The sequence below is a fragment of the Serratia sp. CY56464 genome, assembly GCF_052168435.1.
Classification (GTDB): domain Bacteria; phylum Pseudomonadota; class Gammaproteobacteria; order Enterobacterales; family Enterobacteriaceae; genus Serratia; species Serratia marcescens.
This window is the reverse complement of record NZ_JBJNMV010000001.1, coordinates 2,334,020-2,353,782: the sequence shown is the minus strand read 5'-3', so window position 1 is coordinate 2,353,782 and position 19,763 is coordinate 2,334,020. Positions and strand designations below refer to the sequence as shown.

Annotated in this window: 22 protein-coding genes; 9 read left to right on the top strand and 13 right to left on the bottom strand. The window is 62.2% G+C overall.

Features of this window, described 5'->3' with window-relative positions:
- Window positions 1-18: 18 nt before the first annotated feature.
- From ACJ8KE_RS11460 to ACJ8KE_RS11450, 3 genes are all read right to left on the bottom strand, one after another.
- Window positions 19-1,560, bottom strand: coding sequence for an MASE1 domain-containing sensor histidine kinase (locus tag ACJ8KE_RS11460; RefSeq protein ID WP_016928665.1), 1,542 nt, complete (start codon window positions 1,558-1,560; stop codon window positions 19-21).
- Window positions 1,560-2,189, bottom strand: coding sequence for a response regulator transcription factor (locus ACJ8KE_RS11455; protein ID WP_049299527.1), 630 nt, complete (start codon window positions 2,187-2,189; stop codon window positions 1,560-1,562). Before ACJ8KE_RS11455 ends, ACJ8KE_RS11460 begins: the two co-directional genes overlap by 1 nt.
- A 371-nt stretch (window positions 2,190-2,560) precedes the next feature.
- Complete coding sequence (locus ACJ8KE_RS11450; protein WP_197783382.1) at window positions 2,561-3,325, bottom strand: arylamine N-acetyltransferase family protein; 765 nt, start codon at window positions 3,323-3,325, stop codon at window positions 2,561-2,563.
- Between the two features lie 151 nt (window positions 3,326-3,476).
- Between ACJ8KE_RS11450 and ACJ8KE_RS11445 the strand changes: the two genes are divergently transcribed.
- Window positions 3,477-4,229 carry an SDR family NAD(P)-dependent oxidoreductase gene (locus ACJ8KE_RS11445; protein WP_016928658.1) on the top strand — a complete coding sequence of 251 codons (753 nt, stop codon included), beginning with the start codon at window positions 3,477-3,479 and terminating at the stop codon, window positions 4,227-4,229.
- Here ACJ8KE_RS11445 and ACJ8KE_RS11440 read toward each other — a convergent pair.
- Window positions 4,214-5,110 (bottom strand): LysR substrate-binding domain-containing protein, encoded by an 897-nt coding sequence (locus ACJ8KE_RS11440; RefSeq protein WP_049299457.1) that lies wholly within the window; start codon window positions 5,108-5,110, stop codon window positions 4,214-4,216. The genes ACJ8KE_RS11445 and ACJ8KE_RS11440 overlap by 16 nt on opposite strands.
- Window positions 5,111-5,227: 117 nt before the next feature.
- Here ACJ8KE_RS11440 and ACJ8KE_RS11435 point away from each other — a divergent pair, with 117 nt between their 5' ends.
- Window positions 5,228-6,007, top strand: a complete 780-nt coding sequence (locus tag ACJ8KE_RS11435) for a HalD/BesD family halogenase (RefSeq protein WP_049299458.1) — start codon at window positions 5,228-5,230, stop codon at window positions 6,005-6,007.
- A 37-nt stretch (window positions 6,008-6,044) separates the two neighbouring features.
- Here ACJ8KE_RS11435 and ansP read toward each other — a convergent pair whose 3' ends face one another.
- A complete protein-coding gene (gene ansP / locus ACJ8KE_RS11430; protein ID WP_028127655.1) occupies window positions 6,045-7,511 on the bottom strand; it encodes an L-asparagine permease in 1,467 nt (488 codons plus the stop codon).
- A gap of 432 nt (window positions 7,512-7,943) precedes the next feature.
- On the bottom strand, window positions 7,944-8,381 hold the full coding sequence (locus ACJ8KE_RS11425) for a PACE efflux transporter (protein WP_016928654.1): 438 nt from the start codon (window positions 8,379-8,381) through the stop codon (window positions 7,944-7,946).
- Window positions 8,382-8,493: 112 nt separating this feature from the next.
- Between ACJ8KE_RS11425 and ACJ8KE_RS11420 the strand changes: the two genes are divergently transcribed.
- On the top strand, window positions 8,494-9,387 hold the full coding sequence (locus ACJ8KE_RS11420; protein WP_016928653.1) for a LysR family transcriptional regulator: 894 nt from the start codon (window positions 8,494-8,496) through the stop codon (window positions 9,385-9,387).
- 16 nt (window positions 9,388-9,403) lie between these two features.
- Here the strand turns inward: ACJ8KE_RS11420 and ACJ8KE_RS11415 are convergent, their stop codons facing one another.
- Window positions 9,404-9,967: a DedA family protein gene (locus tag ACJ8KE_RS11415; protein WP_025301947.1), complete on the bottom strand. Its 564-nt coding sequence runs from the start codon at window positions 9,965-9,967 to the stop codon at window positions 9,404-9,406.
- Between the two features lie 50 nt (window positions 9,968-10,017).
- Window positions 10,018-10,695 (bottom strand): DJ-1/PfpI family protein, encoded by a 678-nt coding sequence (locus ACJ8KE_RS11410; protein ID WP_305179184.1) that lies wholly within the window; start codon window positions 10,693-10,695, stop codon window positions 10,018-10,020.
- Window positions 10,696-10,786: 91 nt separating this feature from the next.
- Between ACJ8KE_RS11410 and ACJ8KE_RS11405 the strand changes: the two genes are divergently transcribed.
- From ACJ8KE_RS11405 to pbpG, 3 genes are all read left to right on the top strand, one after another.
- Window positions 10,787-11,731 (top strand): GlxA family transcriptional regulator, encoded by a 945-nt coding sequence (locus ACJ8KE_RS11405; protein ID WP_016928650.1) that lies wholly within the window; start codon window positions 10,787-10,789, stop codon window positions 11,729-11,731.
- A 44-nt stretch (window positions 11,732-11,775) separates the two neighbouring features.
- Entirely contained in the window at window positions 11,776-12,879 is a 1,104-nt protein-coding gene (locus tag ACJ8KE_RS11400) for an adenosylhomocysteinase (RefSeq protein WP_016928649.1), read from the top strand.
- Window positions 12,880-13,030: 151 nt separating this feature from the next.
- Window positions 13,031-13,960, top strand: coding sequence for a D-alanyl-D-alanine endopeptidase (pbpG, locus tag ACJ8KE_RS11395; RefSeq protein WP_028127653.1), 930 nt, complete (start codon window positions 13,031-13,033; stop codon window positions 13,958-13,960).
- 34 nt (window positions 13,961-13,994) lie between these two features.
- Here pbpG and ACJ8KE_RS11390 read toward each other — a convergent pair whose 3' ends face one another.
- Window positions 13,995-14,450 (bottom strand): GNAT family N-acetyltransferase, encoded by a 456-nt coding sequence (locus tag ACJ8KE_RS11390; protein WP_016928647.1) that lies wholly within the window; start codon window positions 14,448-14,450, stop codon window positions 13,995-13,997.
- Window positions 14,451-14,526: 76 nt separating this feature from the next.
- On the opposite strand from ACJ8KE_RS11390, the gene ACJ8KE_RS11385 reads away from it, so the two are divergent.
- The 3 genes from ACJ8KE_RS11385 (at window position 14,527) to ACJ8KE_RS11375 (ending at window position 17,004) form a co-directional block, all read left to right on the top strand.
- On the top strand, window positions 14,527-14,931 hold the full coding sequence (locus tag ACJ8KE_RS11385) for a VOC family protein (RefSeq protein WP_060444181.1): 405 nt from the start codon (window positions 14,527-14,529) through the stop codon (window positions 14,929-14,931).
- A gap of 120 nt (window positions 14,932-15,051) precedes the next feature.
- Window positions 15,052-15,981 carry an alpha/beta fold hydrolase gene (locus ACJ8KE_RS11380; RefSeq protein ID WP_282676608.1) on the top strand — a complete coding sequence of 310 codons (930 nt, stop codon included), beginning with the start codon at window positions 15,052-15,054 and terminating at the stop codon, window positions 15,979-15,981.
- A gap of 102 nt (window positions 15,982-16,083) precedes the next feature.
- Window positions 16,084-17,004, top strand: coding sequence for a DUF808 domain-containing protein (locus ACJ8KE_RS11375; protein WP_079450930.1), 921 nt, complete (start codon window positions 16,084-16,086; stop codon window positions 17,002-17,004).
- A gap of 42 nt (window positions 17,005-17,046) precedes the next feature.
- Here ACJ8KE_RS11375 and ACJ8KE_RS11370 read toward each other — a convergent pair whose 3' ends face one another.
- The 4 genes from ACJ8KE_RS11370 to ACJ8KE_RS11355 form a co-directional block, all read right to left on the bottom strand.
- Window positions 17,047-17,130 carry a membrane protein gene (locus ACJ8KE_RS11370; protein WP_016928643.1) on the bottom strand — a complete coding sequence of 28 codons (84 nt, stop codon included), beginning with the start codon at window positions 17,128-17,130 and terminating at the stop codon, window positions 17,047-17,049.
- A 103-nt stretch (window positions 17,131-17,233) separates the two neighbouring features.
- The gene (locus ACJ8KE_RS11365) at window positions 17,234-17,773 is read right to left on the bottom strand and encodes a GNAT family N-acetyltransferase (protein ID WP_028127650.1); all 540 of its coding nucleotides are present in this window, start codon (window positions 17,771-17,773) and stop codon (window positions 17,234-17,236) included.
- 135 nt (window positions 17,774-17,908) lie between these two features.
- Entirely contained in the window at window positions 17,909-18,721 is an 813-nt protein-coding gene (locus tag ACJ8KE_RS11360; protein WP_079449537.1) for a MetQ/NlpA family lipoprotein, read from the bottom strand.
- Between the two features lie 130 nt (window positions 18,722-18,851).
- A complete protein-coding gene (locus tag ACJ8KE_RS11355) occupies window positions 18,852-19,703 on the bottom strand; it encodes a DUF1460 domain-containing protein (protein ID WP_079450931.1) in 852 nt (283 codons plus the stop codon).
- Window positions 19,704-19,763 lie beyond the last annotated feature (60 nt).

Sequence of the window (19,763 nt, the reverse complement as noted above, 5' to 3'; positions counted from 1 at the left end):
GCTAAGACTTTTTCCTAGTTAGTCGGCGGTTTGTTGCAAATTTGTGGGCAGGTTAACAATTACTCGGGTGCCGCGCTGCGTTTCCAGCGTCAGTTCGCCGCCGAGCGCGCTGACCCGTTCGCGCATCCCCTGAATGCCGAAGCCGGGCACCTTGTCCGCACGGATGCCGATGCCGTTGTCCCGCACCTCGAGGTGCAAAAGCTCACCCTGTTGATGCAAGACGATGGCGACTTCGCTGGCTTCGGCGTGTTTGCACACGTTGTTGAGCAGCTCTTGCAGCAGCCGGTAGAGGGTGAAGCGCACCGTCTCGCCGGCGGGCGTGTCGATGAGTCGGTAGTCGAAACGGCAACGGATGCCTCGTTCGCTGAAGGCGAATTCATTCAGCAGGTGGTGAAGCGCGTCTTTGAACGCCAGCTCGTCCAGTGCGGGCGGGCGAAGCTGGCGCAGCAGCTGGCGCGTGGAGTGATGAATGCGCCGGGCGAGATCGGCTATCTGGTTCGCGGCGGCCTGGGTTTGCGCCGGATCGCGCGCCCGCTTGACCAGCTGCGACTGAATTTGAATCGCGGTGATGTTCTGGCCGATTTCATCGTGCAACTCGCGCGCCAGGTTTTTCCGCGTGTCTTCTTCGGTGTGGATCAGTTTTTCGGTCAGCGCCCGCCGCGCCGCCAGCTCTTCTTCCAGCCGTCGGCGATAATGGTGCAGGTTTTGCGCCAGGTGTTGCTGGCGGCTGATGGCGATGCCCAAACCGATGCCGAGCAGCGCCTGCGTCGCCAGAAAGATTTCCAGCTCGACCAGATTGCCGAACCCCACGCCGACCTGCCGGGCGAGGGTGATCATCATGCTGCCGAGCAGGCCGGACAGCACGCCGCCCTGCCAACCGAACTTCCACGCCATCACCACGTTCGGCAGAAACACCACGATCAGCAGCAGGCGTTCGATTTCCGGCGACAGCACCATCTGGGTGCCGATGCCGATAACGAAAAACAGGCTGCACCAGATGATTAAGGAGGCGCGCAGCGGCGGGTTGGTGGTGTCCAGCCCCAGCAGGTGGTAACGGTGCTGCTGGCGCAGAAATTCAAAGATCAGGTAGACGAACGGGGTCAGCAAGACGCCGCCGGTAAACGACGCCAGGCCGAGCAGCATCGCCGGGCTGTGCGCGAAAGGCGCAAGCAGGGCGGTATTGAGCAACGAGGCGGCGGTCACGGCGGCCAGCAGCAGCGTCAGCCGCTGCCAGTAGAGCGGAAAACGGCGCCAGAACCGCTGCGCGAGCGCGGCCGGGAGCAGGGTGATGAACGGCGCGGCCAGCAGGCTGTAGCCGCTCAGCAGGCGTTCGCCGTGCAGCCAGAACAGCAGCAGCACCGGCGGTATCATCAGGGCGGGCCAATAGCGGCGCGCCAGCAGGATCAGCAGCGCGAGATAGACGCCGTGAGGCAGAAACAGCGCCGCCTGATTGCCGTTGTGGGTCAGATAGAAACCGAGCGTCCACAGCATCAGCCAGCCGCTGCCCCAGGCCAACAGGATAAACAGCGAGATAACCCAGGGCCGGAAGCGAGGTGACATCAATGCCCCGCCAGCAGCTGATGGTCGAGGGCGAAATGCACCAGCTCGATGGTGCTGTTGCACTGCAGCTTGCCCAGGACGTTGGCGCGATGCACGTGCACCGTTTTATGGCTGAGATCGAGCTTGAACGCGATCTCCTTTACGCTGTCGCCTTTGACCAGCAGATCGAAGATCTCGCGCTCGCGCGGGGTCAACGCTTCCAGCGCCGTGGCCGGCTGCTCGCCGCCGCGCAGCGCCCGCAGCGCGTCGGCGCACAGGTAATGGCCGCCCATATCGACGGAGCGCACCGCCTGCACCAGTTCTTCCGGCCCGCAGCGTTTGGTCAGATAGCCGCTGGCGCCGGCATCCAGCGCGCTCTGCACGAAGGTCGGGGAGTCATAGATACTGAGGATGATCGCGCGGAACTGCGGCTTCTGCGCCCGCAGGCGTTTCAACAGGCTCAGGCCGTTTTCATCCGGCATGGCGATGTCCATCACCGCGACGCTGACGTCGTCGCGCAGCAATGCCGGCCAGGCTGCCGCCGCGCTGCTGTATTGCCCCACCACGTTGAGATCGTCTTCGAGGCTGAGCAATTGCGCAAAGCCGGAGCGCACCACCACATGGTCATCCACCAGTATCACACGGATCATTTTCGCACTCTGTTGCCGAATCATGACCCTATGATGCCTGCCGCCGCGGTGCTGGCAATCAGCCAAGCGCGGTTATGCAATCGATGTAACAGAATCGTAATAAAAGGATACCGTTGTGCGTAATGCTGGTCACTTAAGCCTGACTGGCATTTTTTTATCCAGTCTCTGTACGTGGCGTGCAGGATGAATTGCCGTAAATGCCCAGAATTTCTCTGTTACTACAATGAACGGCAATTGGAGAGGCCGCGCCTTCGGCCCCTGGCTCGGTCGAGGTGTGGGAGCCTCATGGCGCATTTCATCTTTATCGACCGAAAACTGCACAAATACGTTCAGAAAAACGCTAACTGACCAGTATTACGCCGCCGGCGCCGTCAACGATCCAAATCGATGGCGAAATGCTGCCACAGCGCGGCGCGGCGTTCCTCTTCCGAATGCAGCGTCGTTTCGTGGCGCTGGTGATCTTCGGTCACGATCAGCTTCATGTCGCTGAGGGTCACCCGGCCGTGTTCCGTCGGCCGTGAACACACCAGGCGTTGGGTGAAATGCGACTGCGACGAGGTGCTGTGGAACCGGCACATCTCGTCGAACTCGTGCAACTCGCGCGGCTGAACGGTAAAGCGATACAGCGTTTTGGCATGCGAGCGTTGGTCGCCGTTGCGGCGCTCCAGCAGGTAATACTCGCCTTCCCGCTCCAGGTGGAAGGTGCCGCTGGCCTGCGGTTGCGGCTCGGCGGCGACGATCTTCAGCGGCGTCAGGAAGGAATCGCCGAAACCGACGTCCACCAGCCAGGCCTGCTCCGCCAGATCCACCCGCAGCGCCAGATGGTCGTAGGGCGGGCCGAAATGGCCGTCGCGCGCGCGGATCTCGCCGGAGATGAAGCTCACCTTGAAACCGATCTCCCGCAGCAGCAGGGCGAACAGCGTGTTCAGCTCATAACAGAAACCGCCGCGGTTACGCTCCACCACCTTGCTGAACAGCGCTTCGGGCGCCAACTGAATGCCCTGATGATAAATAATGCTCAGGTTCTCGAACGGTACGCTCAGCATGTGGCGATGGTGCAGCTGTTGCAACGTGGGGAGATCAGGGCGGGCGGCGCCGGCAAAGCCGATATGCTGCAGGTAGCGTTGGGTATCCACAGGGTGTCTCGCATGAGAAAAAGTAGGCATAAAATAGCGGGCTTTGCGGCGTTTGTGAGCGCATTACGTGCTGCGCTGTCGCTGCTGCCGCAAACTGTCACTTGCCGGCGCTAGCCTGTTCCCCTGAGTTCAACGTTGCAGGAGAACGGCTATGCAAGATTTCAAACATCGGGTGGCGCTGGTGACCGGCGCGTCCACCGGCATTGGCGAAGCGATCGCCGCCGAGCTGTTTCGGCGCGGAGCCACGGTGGTGATGACCGGCCGCCACGCAGCGTCTCTCACCGCCGCCGCCGCGCGGCTCGATCCTGACGGCCGGCGGGTGATGACGTTGCGGATGGACGTGCGCGATGCGCAGTCGGTACAGCAGGGTATTGAAGAGACCGTGCGGCGCAGCGGCGCGCTGCATCTGCTGGTCAACAACGCCGGGATCACCGGCCCGCACGAGGTGGATATCGATCGGTACGCGGTCGACGAGTGGCATGAGGTGATCGCCACTTGCCTGAGCGGCACGTTTTTCGGTATGAAGTATGGCCTGCCGGCGATCGTTGCCGGCGGCGGCGGGGCGGTGGTGAACCTCTCTTCCGCCAACGGCGTGGTGGGCATTGCTGGGATCGCACCTTATACCGCCGCCAAGCATGGCGTGCTGGGCCTGACGCGCTCGGCGGCGCTGGAATTCGCCACGCGCGGCGTGCGCGTCAATGCCGTCGGGCCGGGCTATGTGGATACGCCGGCGATGGGGGAACTGCCGGCGTCGGCGCGGGCGCAGATGGCCGCTTCGCACCCGATGGGGAGGATGGCGACGCGGGAAGAGGTGGCGAAAACGGTGGCTTTCCTGCTTTCGGACGACAGCAGTTTCACCACCGGCGCGTTTTACAGCATCGACGGCGGTTATACCGCGCGCTGAGCCAGCGCCTGCAACCAACGGAGAAACGCCGCTGCGCCGGGTTTTTCCAGCGTGCGCGGCGGGTAAACCACGTAGTAGGGTTTGCTGAGCGGCAGCGCCGGTTCGGCCAGCGTGACCAGTTGGCCCTCAGCCAGTTCACGGGCGATCAGCCGCCGCTGGCCGAGCAGCACCCCGTGCCCTTGCACGGCGGCGTCGATGGCCAGCGAGGTCAGGTTATAGGTCAGCCCGCGCCGCGGCGGCGGCGACCGATCGGCGGCGGTGAACCACTCGTGCCAGCCCGGCAAAAACTGGCTCTCCTTGCCCCAGTCGACGTGGATCAGCGGCAGCTGCGTCCAGTCGCCGCGATCGCGCAGCGCCGGGCTGCATACCGGCTGCACCCGATCCTGAAACAGCCGCGCCTTTTCCAGCAGCGGGTAATCCTGATCGCCGAAGCACAGGGCGAAATCCGCCGCCGAATGGGCGAAATCGACCGCCGCATGGGTCGCGTGCAGCCGCAGATCGCCGTCGGGGCACTGCGCCAGCCAGTCGCCCAGCGCCGGGTTCAGCCATTTGGAGGCCAATGCCGGCAGGGTGAACACCGTCAGCGTCTGCTTGCCGCGCTGGCGTTCCACGTGCTGCTGCGCCACGCGCAGCGTTTCAAACGCCTCCTGCACGTAGGCCAGGTAGTCCGCGCCCTGCTCGGTCAGCGTGACGCCGCTTTTGGCGCGAATGAACAGCGTGATGCCCAGATGTTGTTCGAGCTGGCGGATCTGCTGGCTGACGGCGGCGGCGGTCAGCGCCAGCGCATCCGCCGCGCGAGCCAGGCTGCCGGTGCGAGCGGCGGTTTCGAACGCCAGAATGGCGCTCAGCTTGGGCAAGCGCGCACGGGACGGTGAGTGCATGAGAAGGGCTTATCGCTAAGAATTCGTTAGCTTATCCATAACGTATTTTTGTTATGGCGGCAATGCGGCATTCGCTACAGTGAGAGGCATCCGGCTTTCGCACACGAGGGGAACGTCATGCCGTCACTTGCCGATATTATCGATCTGTCCGCCCATCCCATCGACGACGCCGCGTTCCGCGCCCGTTGCCAGCAAACGCTGGCGCGCGCCGGTGCGCTGGTGCTGCCGGGATTTCTGCGCGCCGCCGCGCTGGCAACGGTAAGGTTGGAGGGCGCCGAACAGCACCATGCGGCGTTTTATGCCACCAGCCAACACAACGTGTATCTGCGCCCGCAGGACGACGCGCTGCCGGCCGATCACGCGCGCAACCGGCTGGTGTCGTCGTCCAAGGGCTGCATTACCGACGAGGATATTCCGCTGCAGTCGCCGCTGCGCGCGCTGTACGACGCCCCGGCGTTTCGCGAGTTTCTCTGCGCGGTGTTGGATGAGGCGCAGCTGTATCCCTACGCCGATCGGCTGTCGTCGATCAACCTGCATTACGCCCACGCCGGTCAGGAGCTGGGCTGGCATTTTGACAACTCCTCGTTTGCCATCACGCTGCTGATCCAGAAACCGCAGGCGGGCGGCCGTTTTGAATACGTTGAGAACCTGCGCGACGCCGATCGCGGCGAGATGAACTATGCCGGGGTCACGCAGGTGCTGGACGGCGAGCGGGCGGTCAAACAGTTGGCGATCGAGGAGGGGGATCTGGTGCTGTTTCGCGGGCGCAACGCCATGCACCGGGTGACGCCGACCGAAGGCGACACCACGCGCATGCTGGTGGTGCTGGCCTACAATGCGCAGCCGGATGTCATGCTGTCGGAAAGCGCCAGAATGACCTTTTACGGCCGGTTATAGCGGATAAAAAAACCGCCCCGGAGGGCGGTTTGTCGATTCAGCGCGGGTTCTGCTCTTCGTGAGCCTGCTGCTCCAGCTTCACTTCCTGCGCGCGCTTGCGCAGGCCGAACCAGCCCAGCGTCAGCAGCACCGCCAGCACCGGAATGGTGGCGATGGTCCAGGTGCCGTTCGGGTAGTCGAACGCCATCATCACCACCACGATCAGCAGGAACGCCAGCGTCAGCCAGGAGGTGAACGGCGCGCCCGGCATTCTGAACGATACCGGCTGCGCACGGCCTTCGCGCACGGCTTTGCGCAGGCGCATCTGGCAAACGATGATAAACGCCCAGGAGGCGATGATGCCCAGTGAGGCGATGTTCAGCACGATCTCGAATACCCGCGACGGCACCAGGTAGTTGAGCACCACGCCGATCACGTAGATGCCGCAGGTAACCAGGATGCCGGCGTAAGGCACCTGCTGGCTGCTCATTTTAGCCATCAGCTTCGGCGCGGAGCCGCCCATCGCCAGCGAACGCAGGATGCGGCCGGTGGAATAGAGGCCGGAGTTGAGGCTGGACAGCGCGGCGGTCAACACCACGATGTTCATGATGGTGCCGATGTAAGGCACGCCCAGCTTGCTGAAGAAGGTGACAAACGGGCTTTGGCCGGCCTGATAGGCGTTCCACGGCAGCAGCAGCACCAGCAGCACCACGGAGCCGACGTAGAACAGACCGATGCGCCAGATCACGCTGTTGATCGCTTTGGGCATCATTTTAGCCGGATCTTTACACTCGCCGGCGGCGGTGCCGATAAGCTCGATGCCGGCGAAGGCGAAGATCACCCCTTGCACCAGCACCAGCGCCGGCAGCAGGCCGTGCGGGAACATGCCGCCGTTTTCGGTGATCAGGTGCATGCCGGTGGTGTGGCCGGCGACCGGGGTGCCGGTGCCGAGGAAGACGACGCCGACAATCAGGAACAGCGCGATGGCGACGACCTTGATCAGCGCGAACCAGAACTCCATTTCGGCGAACCACTTCACGCCGATCATGTTCATGGTGGCGACGATGCCGAGCGCGCCGAGGGCAAACAGCCACTGCGGCACGTCGGCGAAGGTGCCCCAGTAGTGCATGTACAGCGCCACGGCAGTGATGTCGACGATGCCGGTCATCGCCCAGTTGAGGAAATACATCCAGCCGGCGACGTAAGAGGCTTTCTCACCGAGGAATTCGCGGGCGTAAGAAACGAAGCTGCCGCTGGAAGGGCGATGCAGCACCAGTTCGCCCAGCGCGCGCAGGATGAAGAAAGAGAAGATCCCGCACACCAGGTAGACCAGCGCCAGCGCCGGCCCGGCCAACTCGAGACGGCCGCCGGTACCGAGGAACAAGCCGGTACCGATGGAGCCGCCGATGGCGATCATTTGGATTTGCCGGTTGCCCATGCTTTTGTGATAACCGGATTCATGAGAGTCTAGCCAGCGTCTTCTGGCGGCGTGTTTGTCATCCGCCGACTTTTTTTGTGAGTGCATTATCCGTCCTGTTTACCTGTCTATGTTAACCCTGCTCTTAACGAGAGCAAACGATTGCTATGACCAATCGTCATGAGAATGAGGTCGTGGCATCATTCCGCTGTTTATTGTGTATACAGCCATCATTAAAATAACGGCGAAGCATGCTACCTTTTCTCCGTAATGGTGGCAAAAAATACTGCGCATAAAACGTGAACAATTGTGTTTATTTTTTAATCCAAATATAAAAGGATATATTATTCAAAAAGATGTGATGTTTTATCAAGACGGAAATATCGAAGAATAAAAAGTGATTAAAATCACAAAATAATAATTACCGTGCAAATTACAGGGTGTTGTTCTTATATTTCGCGGTGAGAATTAAGGGGGAAGGAAATGGCGACCCGCGCAGAAAATGGGATCAGCAGCGGGTCGGTGGGTGCGTAGCGAGTCTTAGGCCGATTCACCGGCCGGCAGGGCCGATGCGGGCAGGCCGAACAGCTTGTCGAACGCCCAGTTAAACAGGAAGGTGTAGCAAGGAATGATGACGATCAACGCCATATCCAGCAGCAGCGCCTGCCACAGCGTGATGCCCATCCACCAGGCGATCAGCGGGATCAGATACACCACCAGCGTCAGCTGAAAGCCGACGGCGTGCAAAATGCGGCGTTTGAGCGTGCGGGTGCGCGACGCCTGGCGGCTTTCCCACCACTCGAATAAATAGTTGTAAATAAAGTTCCAGCTGACCGCAATGGTGGTGATCACCACCGCCAGCGGCCCGGTGCTGCTTGGCGCATGGCCTGACAGCAGCGCCAGCCCCAGCGCCGAGATCGCCATGCCGATGATTTCATAAGCGGTGACATACACCAGTTTGCGTTTGACGCCTTGCATCGTTTTCTCCCGATCTGTTTTTAGTTGCCTCTGTGGTGACGGCGGCTAAGATAACGTCAATCACATTGATAGAAAAAGTCAGGAGCTGTCAGTTTTATTGACAAGTTAAACAATGAATTTCTCCAGCGACAATATCGAACTGTTTTTGGCGGTGCTCGATCGCGGCTCGTTTTCCGCGGCCGCCCGCGCGCTGCGGCGCGTGCCGTCCGCCGTCAGCATGGCTATCGCCAACATGGAGGCGGAGCTCGGTTTTGCCTTGTTCGACCGTTCTCACCGCGAACCGACGCCGACCGCGCTGGCGCTGGCTCTGGCGCCGCACGCCCGCCTGATCGCCGGGCAGCTCAAGCAACTGCAGGTGCACGCCATCGAACTGTCTCAGGGGCTGGAGAGCCGGCTCTCGATCGGCGTGGCGTCGGATATCAACGGCGCCGGCCTGCTGGCGGCGGTGAAAACGCTGTCGCAGCGTTATCCGCTGCTGAACATCGAAGTGCTCAGCGCGCCGCAGGACGACGTGCTGCATATGCTGCATCAGGAGCGCGTCGGCGTTTGTCTGGCGTTTGGCGGGCTGAACATCAACAGCGCAGAACAGTTCCACTTCGTCGGCGCGGAGTCGCTGGTGGCGATGCTGTCGCCGCAGCACCCGGCGCTGGACGGCGCGGCGGGCGAGCTGTTTCTCGAGGATCTGGTCAACGTGCGGCAGATCATGGTGGCCAGCCGCGATCTGCCGATCGGCGATCTGCGCCCGCAGGTGGCGGAGGCGTATTGGCGCACCGACAGCCTGCCGATGGCGCTGAACATGGTGGAGGCGGGCCTGGGCTGGGGCAACTTCCCGCTGTCGCTGGCCGAGCCGCTGCTGGCGCAGGGGAGGCTGGTGCGGCTGAAATTCAAAAACACCAAGAACGAGCTGCGCTTGCCGATGCATTTGATCTGGCTGAAGAACCGCCCGCTGGACAAGGCGGCGCGCGAGCTGGTCGAGCTGATGCGCGCGGCGCCGCAGGAAAGCTGACGCCCGCTGCGTTTGCTTACTCCGGGTGGCGTTTACGCCACCAGAAACGCACCAGCAGGATGGCGGCGATCGCCAGCGCGACAAACAGCAGGCCGGAGAGCTTTTTGTCGAAGCCGGTAACGAAGCGTTCGATCGCCTGGCCGCCAAAATAGCCGAGCATGACGAAGATCGTCGCCCAGAGAATGGCGCCGAGGATATTGAGCGGCACGAAGCGCGACGGCGGCAGGCGGCTGGCGCCGATCAGCACCGGGCCGATGATGCGGAAACCGTACATGAAACGCACCCCGATAACGAACAGCATCGGGTGGCGGGCGATCAGCCTTCTGGCGCGCGCGATGCGCTTTTCCTGCCCCTTGAGCCGCGAGATGACGCGGCCTTCGAACCGGCGGCCGGCGAAGTACAGCAGCTGGTCTCCCATCATGCCGCCCAGCGCCACCACCGCGATCACCCACGGCCAGTGCAGCAAGCCTTCATGGGCGGCGATGCCGCCCAGCAGCGTGATGGTTTCCCCTTCCGCCAGGCAGCCGATAAACAACGCCCAGTAACCGTAGTCCGTAATGTAGTGGGCCAAATCGGTCATTCCTTGCTCCTTATGTGGCTGACGCATAAGGGCAAGTATACGCCCGATCGCTAGCCTTGGGCGATTTGGGCCACCAACGCTCTGCGCCGCGCCAGGCTTTCCGCCATTTGTGCCTGTACCCTGGCGTAAATGTGCGGCGGGGCCAGTTCCGGCGTGCCGCCCTCGAACGGCGGCGCCGGGGCGTATTCCAGATAAAGCTGGATCATTTGGGCGGTGTCTTCGCCGTGCAGTTCGGCGATCAGCGCCAGCGCAAAGTCGATGCCGGCGGTGACGCCGCCGCCGCTGATCACATTGCCGTCGCGTTCTACGCGAGCAGCGCTGGGTATGGCGCCGAACAGCTTCAGGCTGTCGCGCATCGACCAGTGGCAGGCGGCGCGTTTGCCCGCCAGCAGACCGGCGGCGGCCAGGATCAGCGAACCGGTGCATACCGAGGTCAGGTAGCGGGCATCGGCCCCCAGCCGCCGGATTTGCTGCATGAACGCTTTATCCTGCAGCGCCTGGGCGCAGCCGCTGCCGCCCGGCACGCACAGCACGTCGCAGCGCGGGATCTCCGGCAGCGGGCGCAACTGGGTGAAGTGCAAGCCTTCCGACTCGACATCCGCGCCGTCTACCGAGGCGACGATGATTTCCGCGCCCGGCATGCGGCGCAGGAACTGCAAGGGGCCAGTGAAGTCGAGTTGGGTGACACCTTGATAGATGGGAAATACAATCACGAGTGGTTCAGACATGACATTCGCCTCATTTTTATCGTTGGACCTGGGCCATAATAGCCGCCCTGTGTTTGGCTGATATGACAGATAACCCTCAAAAAGCGCCATCATGAAAACGATCGGTTTTGTGGTTTTTCCCGGTTTCAACCTGCTGGACTTTGCCGGCCCGCTGGCGGCGTTCGATAACGTCAGTCAGTTTACCGATCCGCCGGCCTACCGCTGCGTGGCGATCTCGCCGCAGGGCGGCATGGTCGCCAGCTCGGCCGGGGTGGAAATCGCCACGCAACCGTGCGGCGACGAGCGTTTCGATACGTTGGTGGTGGCCGGCGGCAGCGGCAACGTGATGGCGGCGCAGTCACCGGCGCTGGCGGCGTTCCTGGCCAACCAAAGCCGGCGAGCGCGGCGTATCGCCAGCGTGTGCACCGGGGCGTTTATTCTGGCGGCCTGCGGACTGCTGGACGGCAAACGCGCCACCACCCACTGGTATCATGCGGCGCGGCTGCAGCAGAGTTATCCGCGCATTCGCGTCGACAGCAACCGCATTTTCATTCGCGATGGCGATATCTGGACGTCGGCCGGCATCAGCGCCGGCATCGATCTGGCGTTGGCGCTGATCGAGGACGATCTGGGCGCCACCCTGGCGGCGGCCGTGGCGCGGCAGCTGGTGGTCTATCACCGTCGTCCCGGCGGGCAGTCGCAGTATTCGCTGTTGCTGGCGTTGAACCCGTCGTCGGATCGCATGCGCGCCGCGCTGTCGTACGCGCGCGAACATTTGCACCTGCCGCTGTCGGTGGCGGATCTGGCCGACGCCGCCTGCCTGAGCGAGCGTCAGTTCGGCCGGCTGTTCCGCGCCGAAACCGGGCAGACGCCGGCCAAGGTGATCGAACAGCTGCGGGTGGAGGCGGCCAGGGTACGCATTGAAGAGAGCGCCGAGCCGCTGGAGGCGATCGCCCGTTCGGTGGGATTCAGCGATCCGGAGCGCATGAGGCGGGCGTTTATCCGCGTCTTTGGCCTGTCGCCGCAGGCGATCCGCCGGCTCGGCCGCGCGGGATAATTTTTTGCCACGCCTGGCGGCGGGGCACACCAGAGGAGCAACGGATGTATCAGGATTTTGAGAGCGAATTGAGCTGGGCGATGCGCCATATGCCGCGCACCCGAGCCGCGGTGGCGGCGTTGCCGGACCTGCACGGGGTGCGGCTGGCGTGCAACATGCACCTGGATCTGAAAATGGCGCCGCTGGTGGCCGGCCTGCTGGACAAGGGCGCGGCGATCTTCCTGACCACCTGCAATCCCACTACGGTGCAGGACGATGTGGTGAGCTGGCTGGAGCGGCGAGGCGCGCAGGCCTATGCCTGGCGTGACATGAGCGCCGGCGAATGGTCGGAATCCTTCGACCGCGCGCTGGCCTGGCGGCCGACTCATTTGTGCGAAATGGGAGCGGATTTGACCACCCGTTTGCACCAATCGCCGAACGGCCCGCAGATCGTCGCCGGGCTGGAGGCCACCGGCTCGGGCATCAACCGGTTGAACGGCGTGGCGCCGCGCTACCCGATCTTCAACTGGGACGATCTGCCGGTGAAAGAGGGGCTGCACAATCGGCATATGGTTGGGCTGACCGCCTGGCACACTTTCTTCCAGACCACCCACTTGACGCTGCATGAAAAGCGCGTGCTGGTGATCGGTTACGGCCTCGTCGGGCAGGGGACGGCGGCCGCGGCCAGAGCCTACGGCGGCCAGGTGATGGTGGCGGAAATCGATCCGGCGCGCGCGCTGCAGGCGCGTTATGACGGCTGGCAGGTGGTGGATCTGGCGAGCGGGGTCGCGCAGGCGGACGTGATCGCCACCGCGACCGGCGCGAAAAACGTGCTTTCGGCGCAGCATCTGCAACAGGCGCAGGACGGCGTGTTTATCCTCAACGTCGGCCACGTGGCGGAAGAGATCGACGTCGGCTTCCTCAAGGGCTTGCCGCACCACGAGCCGATGCCTTATGTGAATGCTTACCAACTGAATGAAAAGACGGTCTATTTGCTGGCCAACGGGTCGATGTTCAACCTGACCGCCGGCTACGGCGACAGCCTCAACGCCTTCGACGTCACGCTGGCGGTGATGGCGGCCGGCATCGGCCATATCGTCGGCGCGGGAGCGCGGCAAACGCCGGGGCTGTATCTGCTGCCGCAGTCGGCCTGGCAGCCGGCGCTGTAACTTTTTCTACGCGGGCGTTCATCCCAGAGCGCCCGCGGGCTGCGTCGTTTTTCGGCCGACAGAATTTGTCACAAATCCGCCATACAATCCCAGTGCCAAGCGCTGAACCCTCACATATAATTCGCTGAGTTCAAGCCCCCATTTCAGAGTAATGCCTGTGAAAATACGTGTTTTGGTTCTGACCCTGCTCGCTTTGCAGGCGGGCGCAGGCTTTGCGCCGCGCGCGCTGGCCAGCGACAACGCCGCCGCCGTGCACGCCACCCAGCCTGAGCTGGCCTCCGGCAGCGCGATGGTCGTCGATATGCAAACCCATAAGGTGATGTATGCGCGCAACCCAGATGAAGTGGTGCCGATCGCCTCGATCACCAAGCTGATGACTGCCATGGTCACGTTGGACGCGCACCTGCCGCTCGACGAGATGCTGGCGGTGGACATCCGCCAGACGCCGGAGATGAAAGGGGTGTATTCGCGGGTGCGGCTGAACAGCGAAATCAGCCGCAAGGATATGCTGCTGCTGGCGCTGATGTCGTCGGAAAACCGCGCGGCCGCCAGCCTGGCGCACCACTATCCGGGGGGCTACAACGCCTTCATCAAAGCGATGAACGCCAAGGCCAGGGCGCTTGGCATGACCAACACCCATTACGTGGAACCGACCGGGCTCTCTATTCATAACGTATCGACGGCGCGCGATCTGACCAAGCTGCTGATCGCCACCAAGCAATACCCGTTGATCGGCCAGCTCAGCACCACCACCGAGCGCATGGCCAGCTTCAAGGATCCGAACTACACGCTGCCGTTCCGCAACACCAACCACCTGGTGTACAACCCGAAGTGGAACATTCAGCTGACCAAGACCGGCTTCACCAACCAGGCGGGCCACTGCCTGGCGATGCGCACCGTGATCGGTAACCGCTCGGTGTCGCTGGTGGTGCTGGACGCCTTCGGCAAATATACCCACTTCGCCGACGCCAACCGGCTGCGCAGCTGGATTGAAACCGGCAAGGTGACGCCGATCCCGGCCGCCGCCCGTGACTATCGCCGCCAAAAAGACGCCCGTCTGGCGAAAAACGACAGCGAATAACCCACCTGACGGCCTGCTCATTTGCAGCAGGCCGCTATCGGCCCTCGGGCCGCCTGATGACAAATCCCCGCTCGCGATCGCCGTCGAAACCCGCTTTGAGATAAAGCTGGTGCGCGCCGGTGCGTTGCTGCCCCGACAGCAGCATCACCTTGTAACAGCCCTTGCGCCAGGCCAGCTGCAGCGCGTATTCGATCATGGCGAGCGCTACGCCGTGGCCGCGGTAGGGCTCCGCCGTCACCACGTGTTCGATGACGCCGAACGGTTGCGCCTGATGCGCCAGCCCCGGGATCAGCGCCAGCATGCAGGTGGCGATCGGCTGTTCCTCGTCCGCCGCCACCACCAGGCGGATCGCCGGATCGTCCAGCAGGCGTTGCAGGGTGCGGCGCGCGTCGTCGGCGCGCAGCGGCGCGTCCTGCGGGCGCAGCTCGCGATACAAGGCTAACAGGCCGTTGAGATCGTCCGGCTGCGCCAGGCGATGAATGATGCTCATGGTTGCTCCTTTCCGCCGCTTCAACGGTAATCCGCTATCCTCCATTAATACCACAACGTTTGCCGGAGGGGATGTTATGAGTCAGGTTTCGACCTTTGTCATGTTCCAGGGAGAGGCGCAGCAGGCGATCGATCTCTACAGCCAGGTGTTCGAGCGTTTTCGGCTCATGCAGGTGCAGCATTACGACCCGACGCCGGACGGCCGGCGGTTGATCAAGCATGCGTCCATCGATTTTGATCGGCAGAACCTGGTGTTTACCGATAGCCCGATCAGCCATGACTTCAGCTTTACCCCGGCGGTGTCGCTGTTCATCAATCTGCCTAACGAAGAAGCGTTGGAGCGGGCGTTCCACCGGCTGGCGGAGGGCGGCAAGGTGCTGATGCCGCTCGATGACTACGGCTTCAGCGCCCGTTTCGGTTGGCTCAACGATCGTTTCGGCCTTTCCTGGCAGCTCAATGTACCGGCGGGCGATCTGCCCTGATACTAAGGGCCCTGCGTGTAAAAGGCATGGTAGTTCCTGCTGTTATTTCATATGCTTATCATCGTGAGGGCGGGGAATTTTGCCGTAGGAAATACCGACAACGTCATGGAAAGGTGCGCTTTGATTGATTTTGACCGCTATGTTGAGCAAGCGAAGTCTTACGGTGAGTGGCCGGGCGGGCATGTGGACATGTCGTCCGGTCGCGTCGAGGGGTTGAGCTATCGTCTGTATCGGCACACTGCCGAGAGTGAAGACGTGATCCTGGTCTATCATGGCGGCGGGGTTAACAGCGCCGCCGGGTATGACATTCTTGCGCGCCAGTTGGCCGCCGTGCCAACGCTCGCGGTGTGCCTGGTGGATATCCGCGGGCACGGCGATTCCGCGGGAGAGAGGGGAACGGTTGAGCGCCCAGAGCGTATTTGGCGCGATGTCGATGTCATCCTGGCGGAAATGCACCGCCGTTTCCCGTTGGCGCGCAGACACCTGCTGGGCCATTCCAGCGGCGCCGGGATGTTGCTCAACTACTTGACCCGCTATCCTGGCGAGCAGCAGGCGGACAGCCTGGTCCTGCTGGCGCCCGAGCTGGGGCCATTTTCCGGGATGGCCCGCGATCTGGCGGCGACGGCCCGTTTTGCGCAGGTGCGTCAATGGCCGTTTGTCGCCAATGCGCTCAGCGGCGGGCGGTGGTTTGGGCAAGCCCGGGCGGTCAGTCTGAATTTTCCCCCGGCGGTGCTGGCCGCCGCCCCCGATTTTGTCTGCCAATACAGCGTCAATATGGCTCATGCGTTGACGCCGCGCACCCCGGCCAAGCAACTGGCGGCGCTGCGATTGCCGACCTTGCTGCTGGCGGCAGCGCAGGACGAGTTATTCAGCGCGCAATCCTTGCAGCGCTTCGTCGAACAGCATGGCAACGCCCAAACCGCCTTTGGCTTGCTTGAGGGCAGTACGCATTTATCGTGCGTCTTTGCGGCCCATCGTTTTGTCCTTCAACATATCTCGCGTGCGGCCGCTACCGAATCCGATGAGGGGCTGGCGGGCGAGGGGGCTTAACGCCCGCCCCGCATTTTCCGAGATCCTCCCATATCCTTTTATGACGCTTTACCGCTATGCTAAACATAGAATGGCCCGTGAATATGAAAAGGATGAATCATTTTGGCAGGAAGTAGTTTACTTACCCTCATCGACGACATCGCCTCGTTGCTGGACGACGTCTCTTTAATGAGCAAGATGGCGGCAAAAAAAACCGCCGGGGTGCTGGGGGACGATCTGGCGCTTAACGCGCAGCAGGTCACCGGCGTTAAAGCCGATCGCGAACTGCCGGTGGTGTGGAGCGTCGCCAAAGGCTCGCTGATCAACAAGGCGATCCTGGTGCCGCTGGCGCTGCTGATCAGCGCCTTCGCGCCCTGGGCGATTACGCCGCTGCTGATGGTGGGCGGCGCCTACCTGTGTTACGAAGGGTTCGAAAAGGTGTTTCACAGCCTGAGCCACGGCAAGGCGGCGCAGGAGGAAAAATCGGACGGGCCCGGCGCCAATGAGGACGCCGCGGCCTATGAGAAGCGCAAGGTGAAAGGGGCGATACGCACCGATTTCGTGCTCTCCGCCGAGATTATCGCCATCACGCTGGGCACGGTCGCCGGCGCCACCTTCAGCCAGCAGGTGATCGTCTTGTGCGGCATCGCCGTCGTGATGACGCTCGGCGTGTACGGCATTGTCGCCGGCATCGTCAGGTTGGACGATCTGGGGCTGTATCTGAGCCGCAAAGGCAGCGCGTTGGCGCGCGCCATCGGCAGCGGCATCGTGCGCGCCGCGCCTTATCTGATGAAAACGCTGTCGATCGTCGGCACTGTCGCCATGTTTATGGTCGGCGGCGGTATTCTGACCCACGGTTTGCCGCCGGTGCATCACCTGTTCGAAGACTGGGCCTCGTACACCACCGTGGTGCCGACGTTTGGCCATCTTTTGCAGGGTGTGGTTCCGGCTCTGCTGAACGTGGCGTTCGGGCTGGTGGCCGGCGGCGTGGTGCTGGCGGCGGTGTCGGCGCTGGGCGCGATACGCGCGCGTTTCAAGGCATGATGAAAAGTCTCGCCCCGGAAGGGGCGGGACGTATGAGATGGATTAAAAGATCAGTTTGAGAACGCCGGTAATCGTCAACAAACCCACGATAAAGATGATGGCGACTATCCACAGAATAATTTTCATTTGATTCTCCCTTACCGGTTACAGGTGGCGCGCGGTTGGCGCTAACTCAATGAAATCACTCTTCACTATAGATGCTAACTCCCTATCGTGCGTCGCCATGCCTTCAAGGATGCCGATTGTCGCCCGCGCCCAGCGCGCGCTGCATAATCTGCGTGTCGCGCCATTCCCCCAGCTTGAACCCTACCGCTTTTAACGTCCCTGCGCTGGTGAAGCCGAGTGACTGGTGCAGCGCCAGCGAGCCGCGGTTGGCGGCGGAATCGCCGACGATCGCCAGCATCTGGCGCCAGGGACCTTGCTCGCAGCGGGCGATCAGCGCGCTCAGCAGCGCCTTGCCGACGCCTTTGCCCTGTTGCCCTTCGGCGATATATACCGAGTCTTCCACGGTAAAGCGATAGGCCGGCCGGGGGCGATACGGCGTGGCATAGCAGTAGCCGACAATACGGCCTTCGCTTTTCGCCACCAGCCAGGGCAGCCCGGCTTCCCGCACTTTGCTCAGGCGCAACTGCATTTCCGTCAGCGTCGGCGGCTGTTCTTCAAACGAGGCCGCGCCGTACAGCACGTGGTGGGTGTAAATGCGCAGCACGGCGGCCATATCGTCCGGTGTGGCGTCAAGGAGGCTAAGTACGGGAGCGGAGAGCGTCATGGTAATGCCTGTTTACCTTGGAAATCAGCGGATAAACGCCATTATGCGCGCCGCTCGCCGCCGGGGTAAATCGGGTTTTCTTATGGTGAGATAAGAAAACCCGATGATGAGCGGGAAGGGGCTCTTTGCCTGTGATTACCAGCCTTTCACCGCGCCGCCGTTGAAGATTTTCTCGGCGGCCTTGGCCACTTCGTCCGACTCATAGGCCTTGATGAAGTTCTGCACGTTTGGCGCGTCCTTGTTGTCTTCGCGCGTGACGATGATGTTGGTGTACGGCGAGTCTTTATCTTCGATGAAGATGCCGTCTTTGGTCGGTGACAGGCCGGTCTGGTTGATGTAGGTGGTGCTGATGACGGCGACGGTGACTTTCGGATCGTCCAGCACGTGCGGCAGCTGCGCGCCTTCCAGCTCCATGATCTGATAACGATGCGGGTTGGCGCTGATGTCCAGGGCGGTAGGCAGCAACCCTTTGCCAGGCTTCAGGCTAATCAGCCCGGTTTTTTCCAGCAGCAGCAGGGCGCGCCCCAGGTTGGTCGGATCGAGCGGGATGGCGATCACCGCGCCGTCCGGCAGCTCTTTCAGCGATTTTATCTTTTTGGAGTAGCCGGCCATCGGGAAGACGAAGGTATTGCCGACCGCCACCAGCTTATAGCCGTGATCTTTGTTTTGCTGTTCGAGGAACGGGCGGTGTTGGAACACGTTGGCGTCCAGTTCACCCTTGTCGGTGGCGTCGTTCGGCAACAGCGAGCCGCTGAAGCCGACCAGCTCGACCTCCAGCCCATATTTCTCTTTCGCCACCTGCCTGGCGATTTCCGCCACGTCCTGTTCCGCGCCGTTGATGACGCCGACTTTGATATGGTTTTGGTCGGTTTTTTGATCGCAGCCCTGCAGCGCCAATACGGCGGCGAAGGCCGCCGCCAGAGGGGTGATACGCCAGCGTAAGGTCATCGAAGTCTCCCTGAAAAGAACAATAAAATCAGTTGTTTTTTGTTCTTACAGCTAAGCCTGAACCGCCGATGAAGTCAAACGCTCGCTCAGCATAAACGGCTATAGCTTATAGCCGTTATGCGGCGGGGAGTTATCGGCTGAGCGAACGCAGCACTACGATGCCCGGCGTAGCCATCACGTAATCCATAAAGGGCGAATCGACCACCCGCATGTTGGCTTTGCGCGATGAGGCGTTGCGCAGCACCGGGCCGTTGTCGGTCATCACGAAGATGCCGGTATGGGTCACGTCCAGCCCGGCGAGGTTGGTGTAAATGCCGATGTAATCGCCGGTACGCAGCTGGGCCAGCACCGTGTCGTCGACGTTGTCGCTGGGGATATAGGTCACGCTGCGTTGTACGTTGGGCAAACCGGGCAGGTAGCTGCCGCCGTCCGCCTTTTGATTGAGGGTTTTCACGAGGGTGACGGCGTGCGGGCTGAGCTGCGCGGTGATGTCTTCGGCCACCTTGTGCGGCCGCTGCGCCCAGTCGGTGAAGAAGTGTTTGCGCTGCGGGAAGGCTATCTTGCCGTCGACGTAGCGAATGTCCACCAGACGCTGAACGAACTCGGCCTCGCTGCGGGCGGTGCTGAGCGCTTCCACATAATCGATGTAGGTGAAGCAATCCAGCCCGCGGAAGTCGATCACCAGCCGCTCGGGCGTGCTCTGCGCACCGATCAGGCGGTTGGCGAGGTAGGGCGTGCCGAGGAATTCACGCGAAATCAAATCGACGCTGCGGCCATGCGGCTGCGCGGCGGGCCAACCGGCGCGCAGCGCGAGGATCTCACGCAGCTTGCTGCGGGTGCGGGCGTCCATCTCCGGCTGCACGCCCGGCGGCGCAACGGTGACGCTGGTCGGCGGCGTTGCGGGGGCGACGGCGGCGGGGCGCTCGGCGCATCCGCTCATGGCGATAGCTAACATCAGTAAAACAGCCTTGTTCTGGTTCATACGGCCCTCCCTGGGTGTCGCTGGCTTATCAGAGTAAGTGATAACAGTTCTCATCCGATG

Bases quoted from the DNA above. Each gene is read 5' to 3' on its own strand.
- ACJ8KE_RS11460 (WP_016928665.1), bottom strand. From the start codon at position 1,560: ATGTCACCTCGCTTCCGGCCCTGGGTTATCTCGCTGTTTATCCTGTTG.
- ACJ8KE_RS11455 (WP_049299527.1), bottom strand. From the start codon at position 2,189: ATGATCCGTGTGATACTGGTGGATGACCATGTGGTGGTGCGCTCCGGC.
- ACJ8KE_RS11445 (WP_016928658.1), top strand. From the start codon at position 3,477: ATGCAAGATTTCAAACATCGGGTGGCGCTGGTGACCGGCGCGTCCACC.
- ACJ8KE_RS11440 (WP_049299457.1), bottom strand. From the start codon at position 5,110: ATGCACTCACCGTCCCGTGCGCGCTTGCCCAAGCTGAGCGCCATTCTG.
- ACJ8KE_RS11435 (WP_049299458.1), top strand. From the start codon at position 5,228: ATGCCGTCACTTGCCGATATTATCGATCTGTCCGCCCATCCCATCGAC.
- ansP (WP_028127655.1), bottom strand. From the start codon at position 7,511: ATGCACTCACAAAAAAAGTCGGCGGATGACAAACACGCCGCCAGAAGA.
- ACJ8KE_RS11425 (WP_016928654.1), bottom strand. From the start codon at position 8,381: ATGCAAGGCGTCAAACGCAAACTGGTGTATGTCACCGCTTATGAAATC.
- ACJ8KE_RS11420 (WP_016928653.1), top strand. From the start codon at position 8,494: ATGAATTTCTCCAGCGACAATATCGAACTGTTTTTGGCGGTGCTCGAT.
- ACJ8KE_RS11415 (WP_025301947.1), bottom strand. From the start codon at position 9,967: ATGACCGATTTGGCCCACTACATTACGGACTACGGTTACTGGGCGTTG.
- ACJ8KE_RS11410 (WP_305179184.1), bottom strand. From the start codon at position 10,695: ATGTCTGAACCACTCGTGATTGTATTTCCCATCTATCAAGGTGTCACC.
- ACJ8KE_RS11405 (WP_016928650.1), top strand. From the start codon at position 10,787: ATGAAAACGATCGGTTTTGTGGTTTTTCCCGGTTTCAACCTGCTGGAC.
- ACJ8KE_RS11400 (WP_016928649.1), top strand. From the start codon at position 11,776: ATGTATCAGGATTTTGAGAGCGAATTGAGCTGGGCGATGCGCCATATG.
- pbpG (WP_028127653.1), top strand. From the start codon at position 13,031: ATGCCTGTGAAAATACGTGTTTTGGTTCTGACCCTGCTCGCTTTGCAG.
- ACJ8KE_RS11390 (WP_016928647.1), bottom strand. From the start codon at position 14,450: ATGAGCATCATTCATCGCCTGGCGCAGCCGGACGATCTCAACGGCCTG.
- ACJ8KE_RS11385 (WP_060444181.1), top strand. From the start codon at position 14,527: ATGAGTCAGGTTTCGACCTTTGTCATGTTCCAGGGAGAGGCGCAGCAG.
- ACJ8KE_RS11370 (WP_016928643.1), bottom strand. From the start codon at position 17,130: ATGAAAATTATTCTGTGGATAGTCGCCATCATCTTTATCGTGGGTTTG.
- ACJ8KE_RS11365 (WP_028127650.1), bottom strand. From the start codon at position 17,773: ATGACGCTCTCCGCTCCCGTACTTAGCCTCCTTGACGCCACACCGGAC.
- ACJ8KE_RS11360 (WP_079449537.1), bottom strand. From the start codon at position 18,721: ATGACCTTACGCTGGCGTATCACCCCTCTGGCGGCGGCCTTCGCCGCC.
- ACJ8KE_RS11355 (WP_079450931.1), bottom strand. From the start codon at position 19,703: ATGAACCAGAACAAGGCTGTTTTACTGATGTTAGCTATCGCCATGAGC.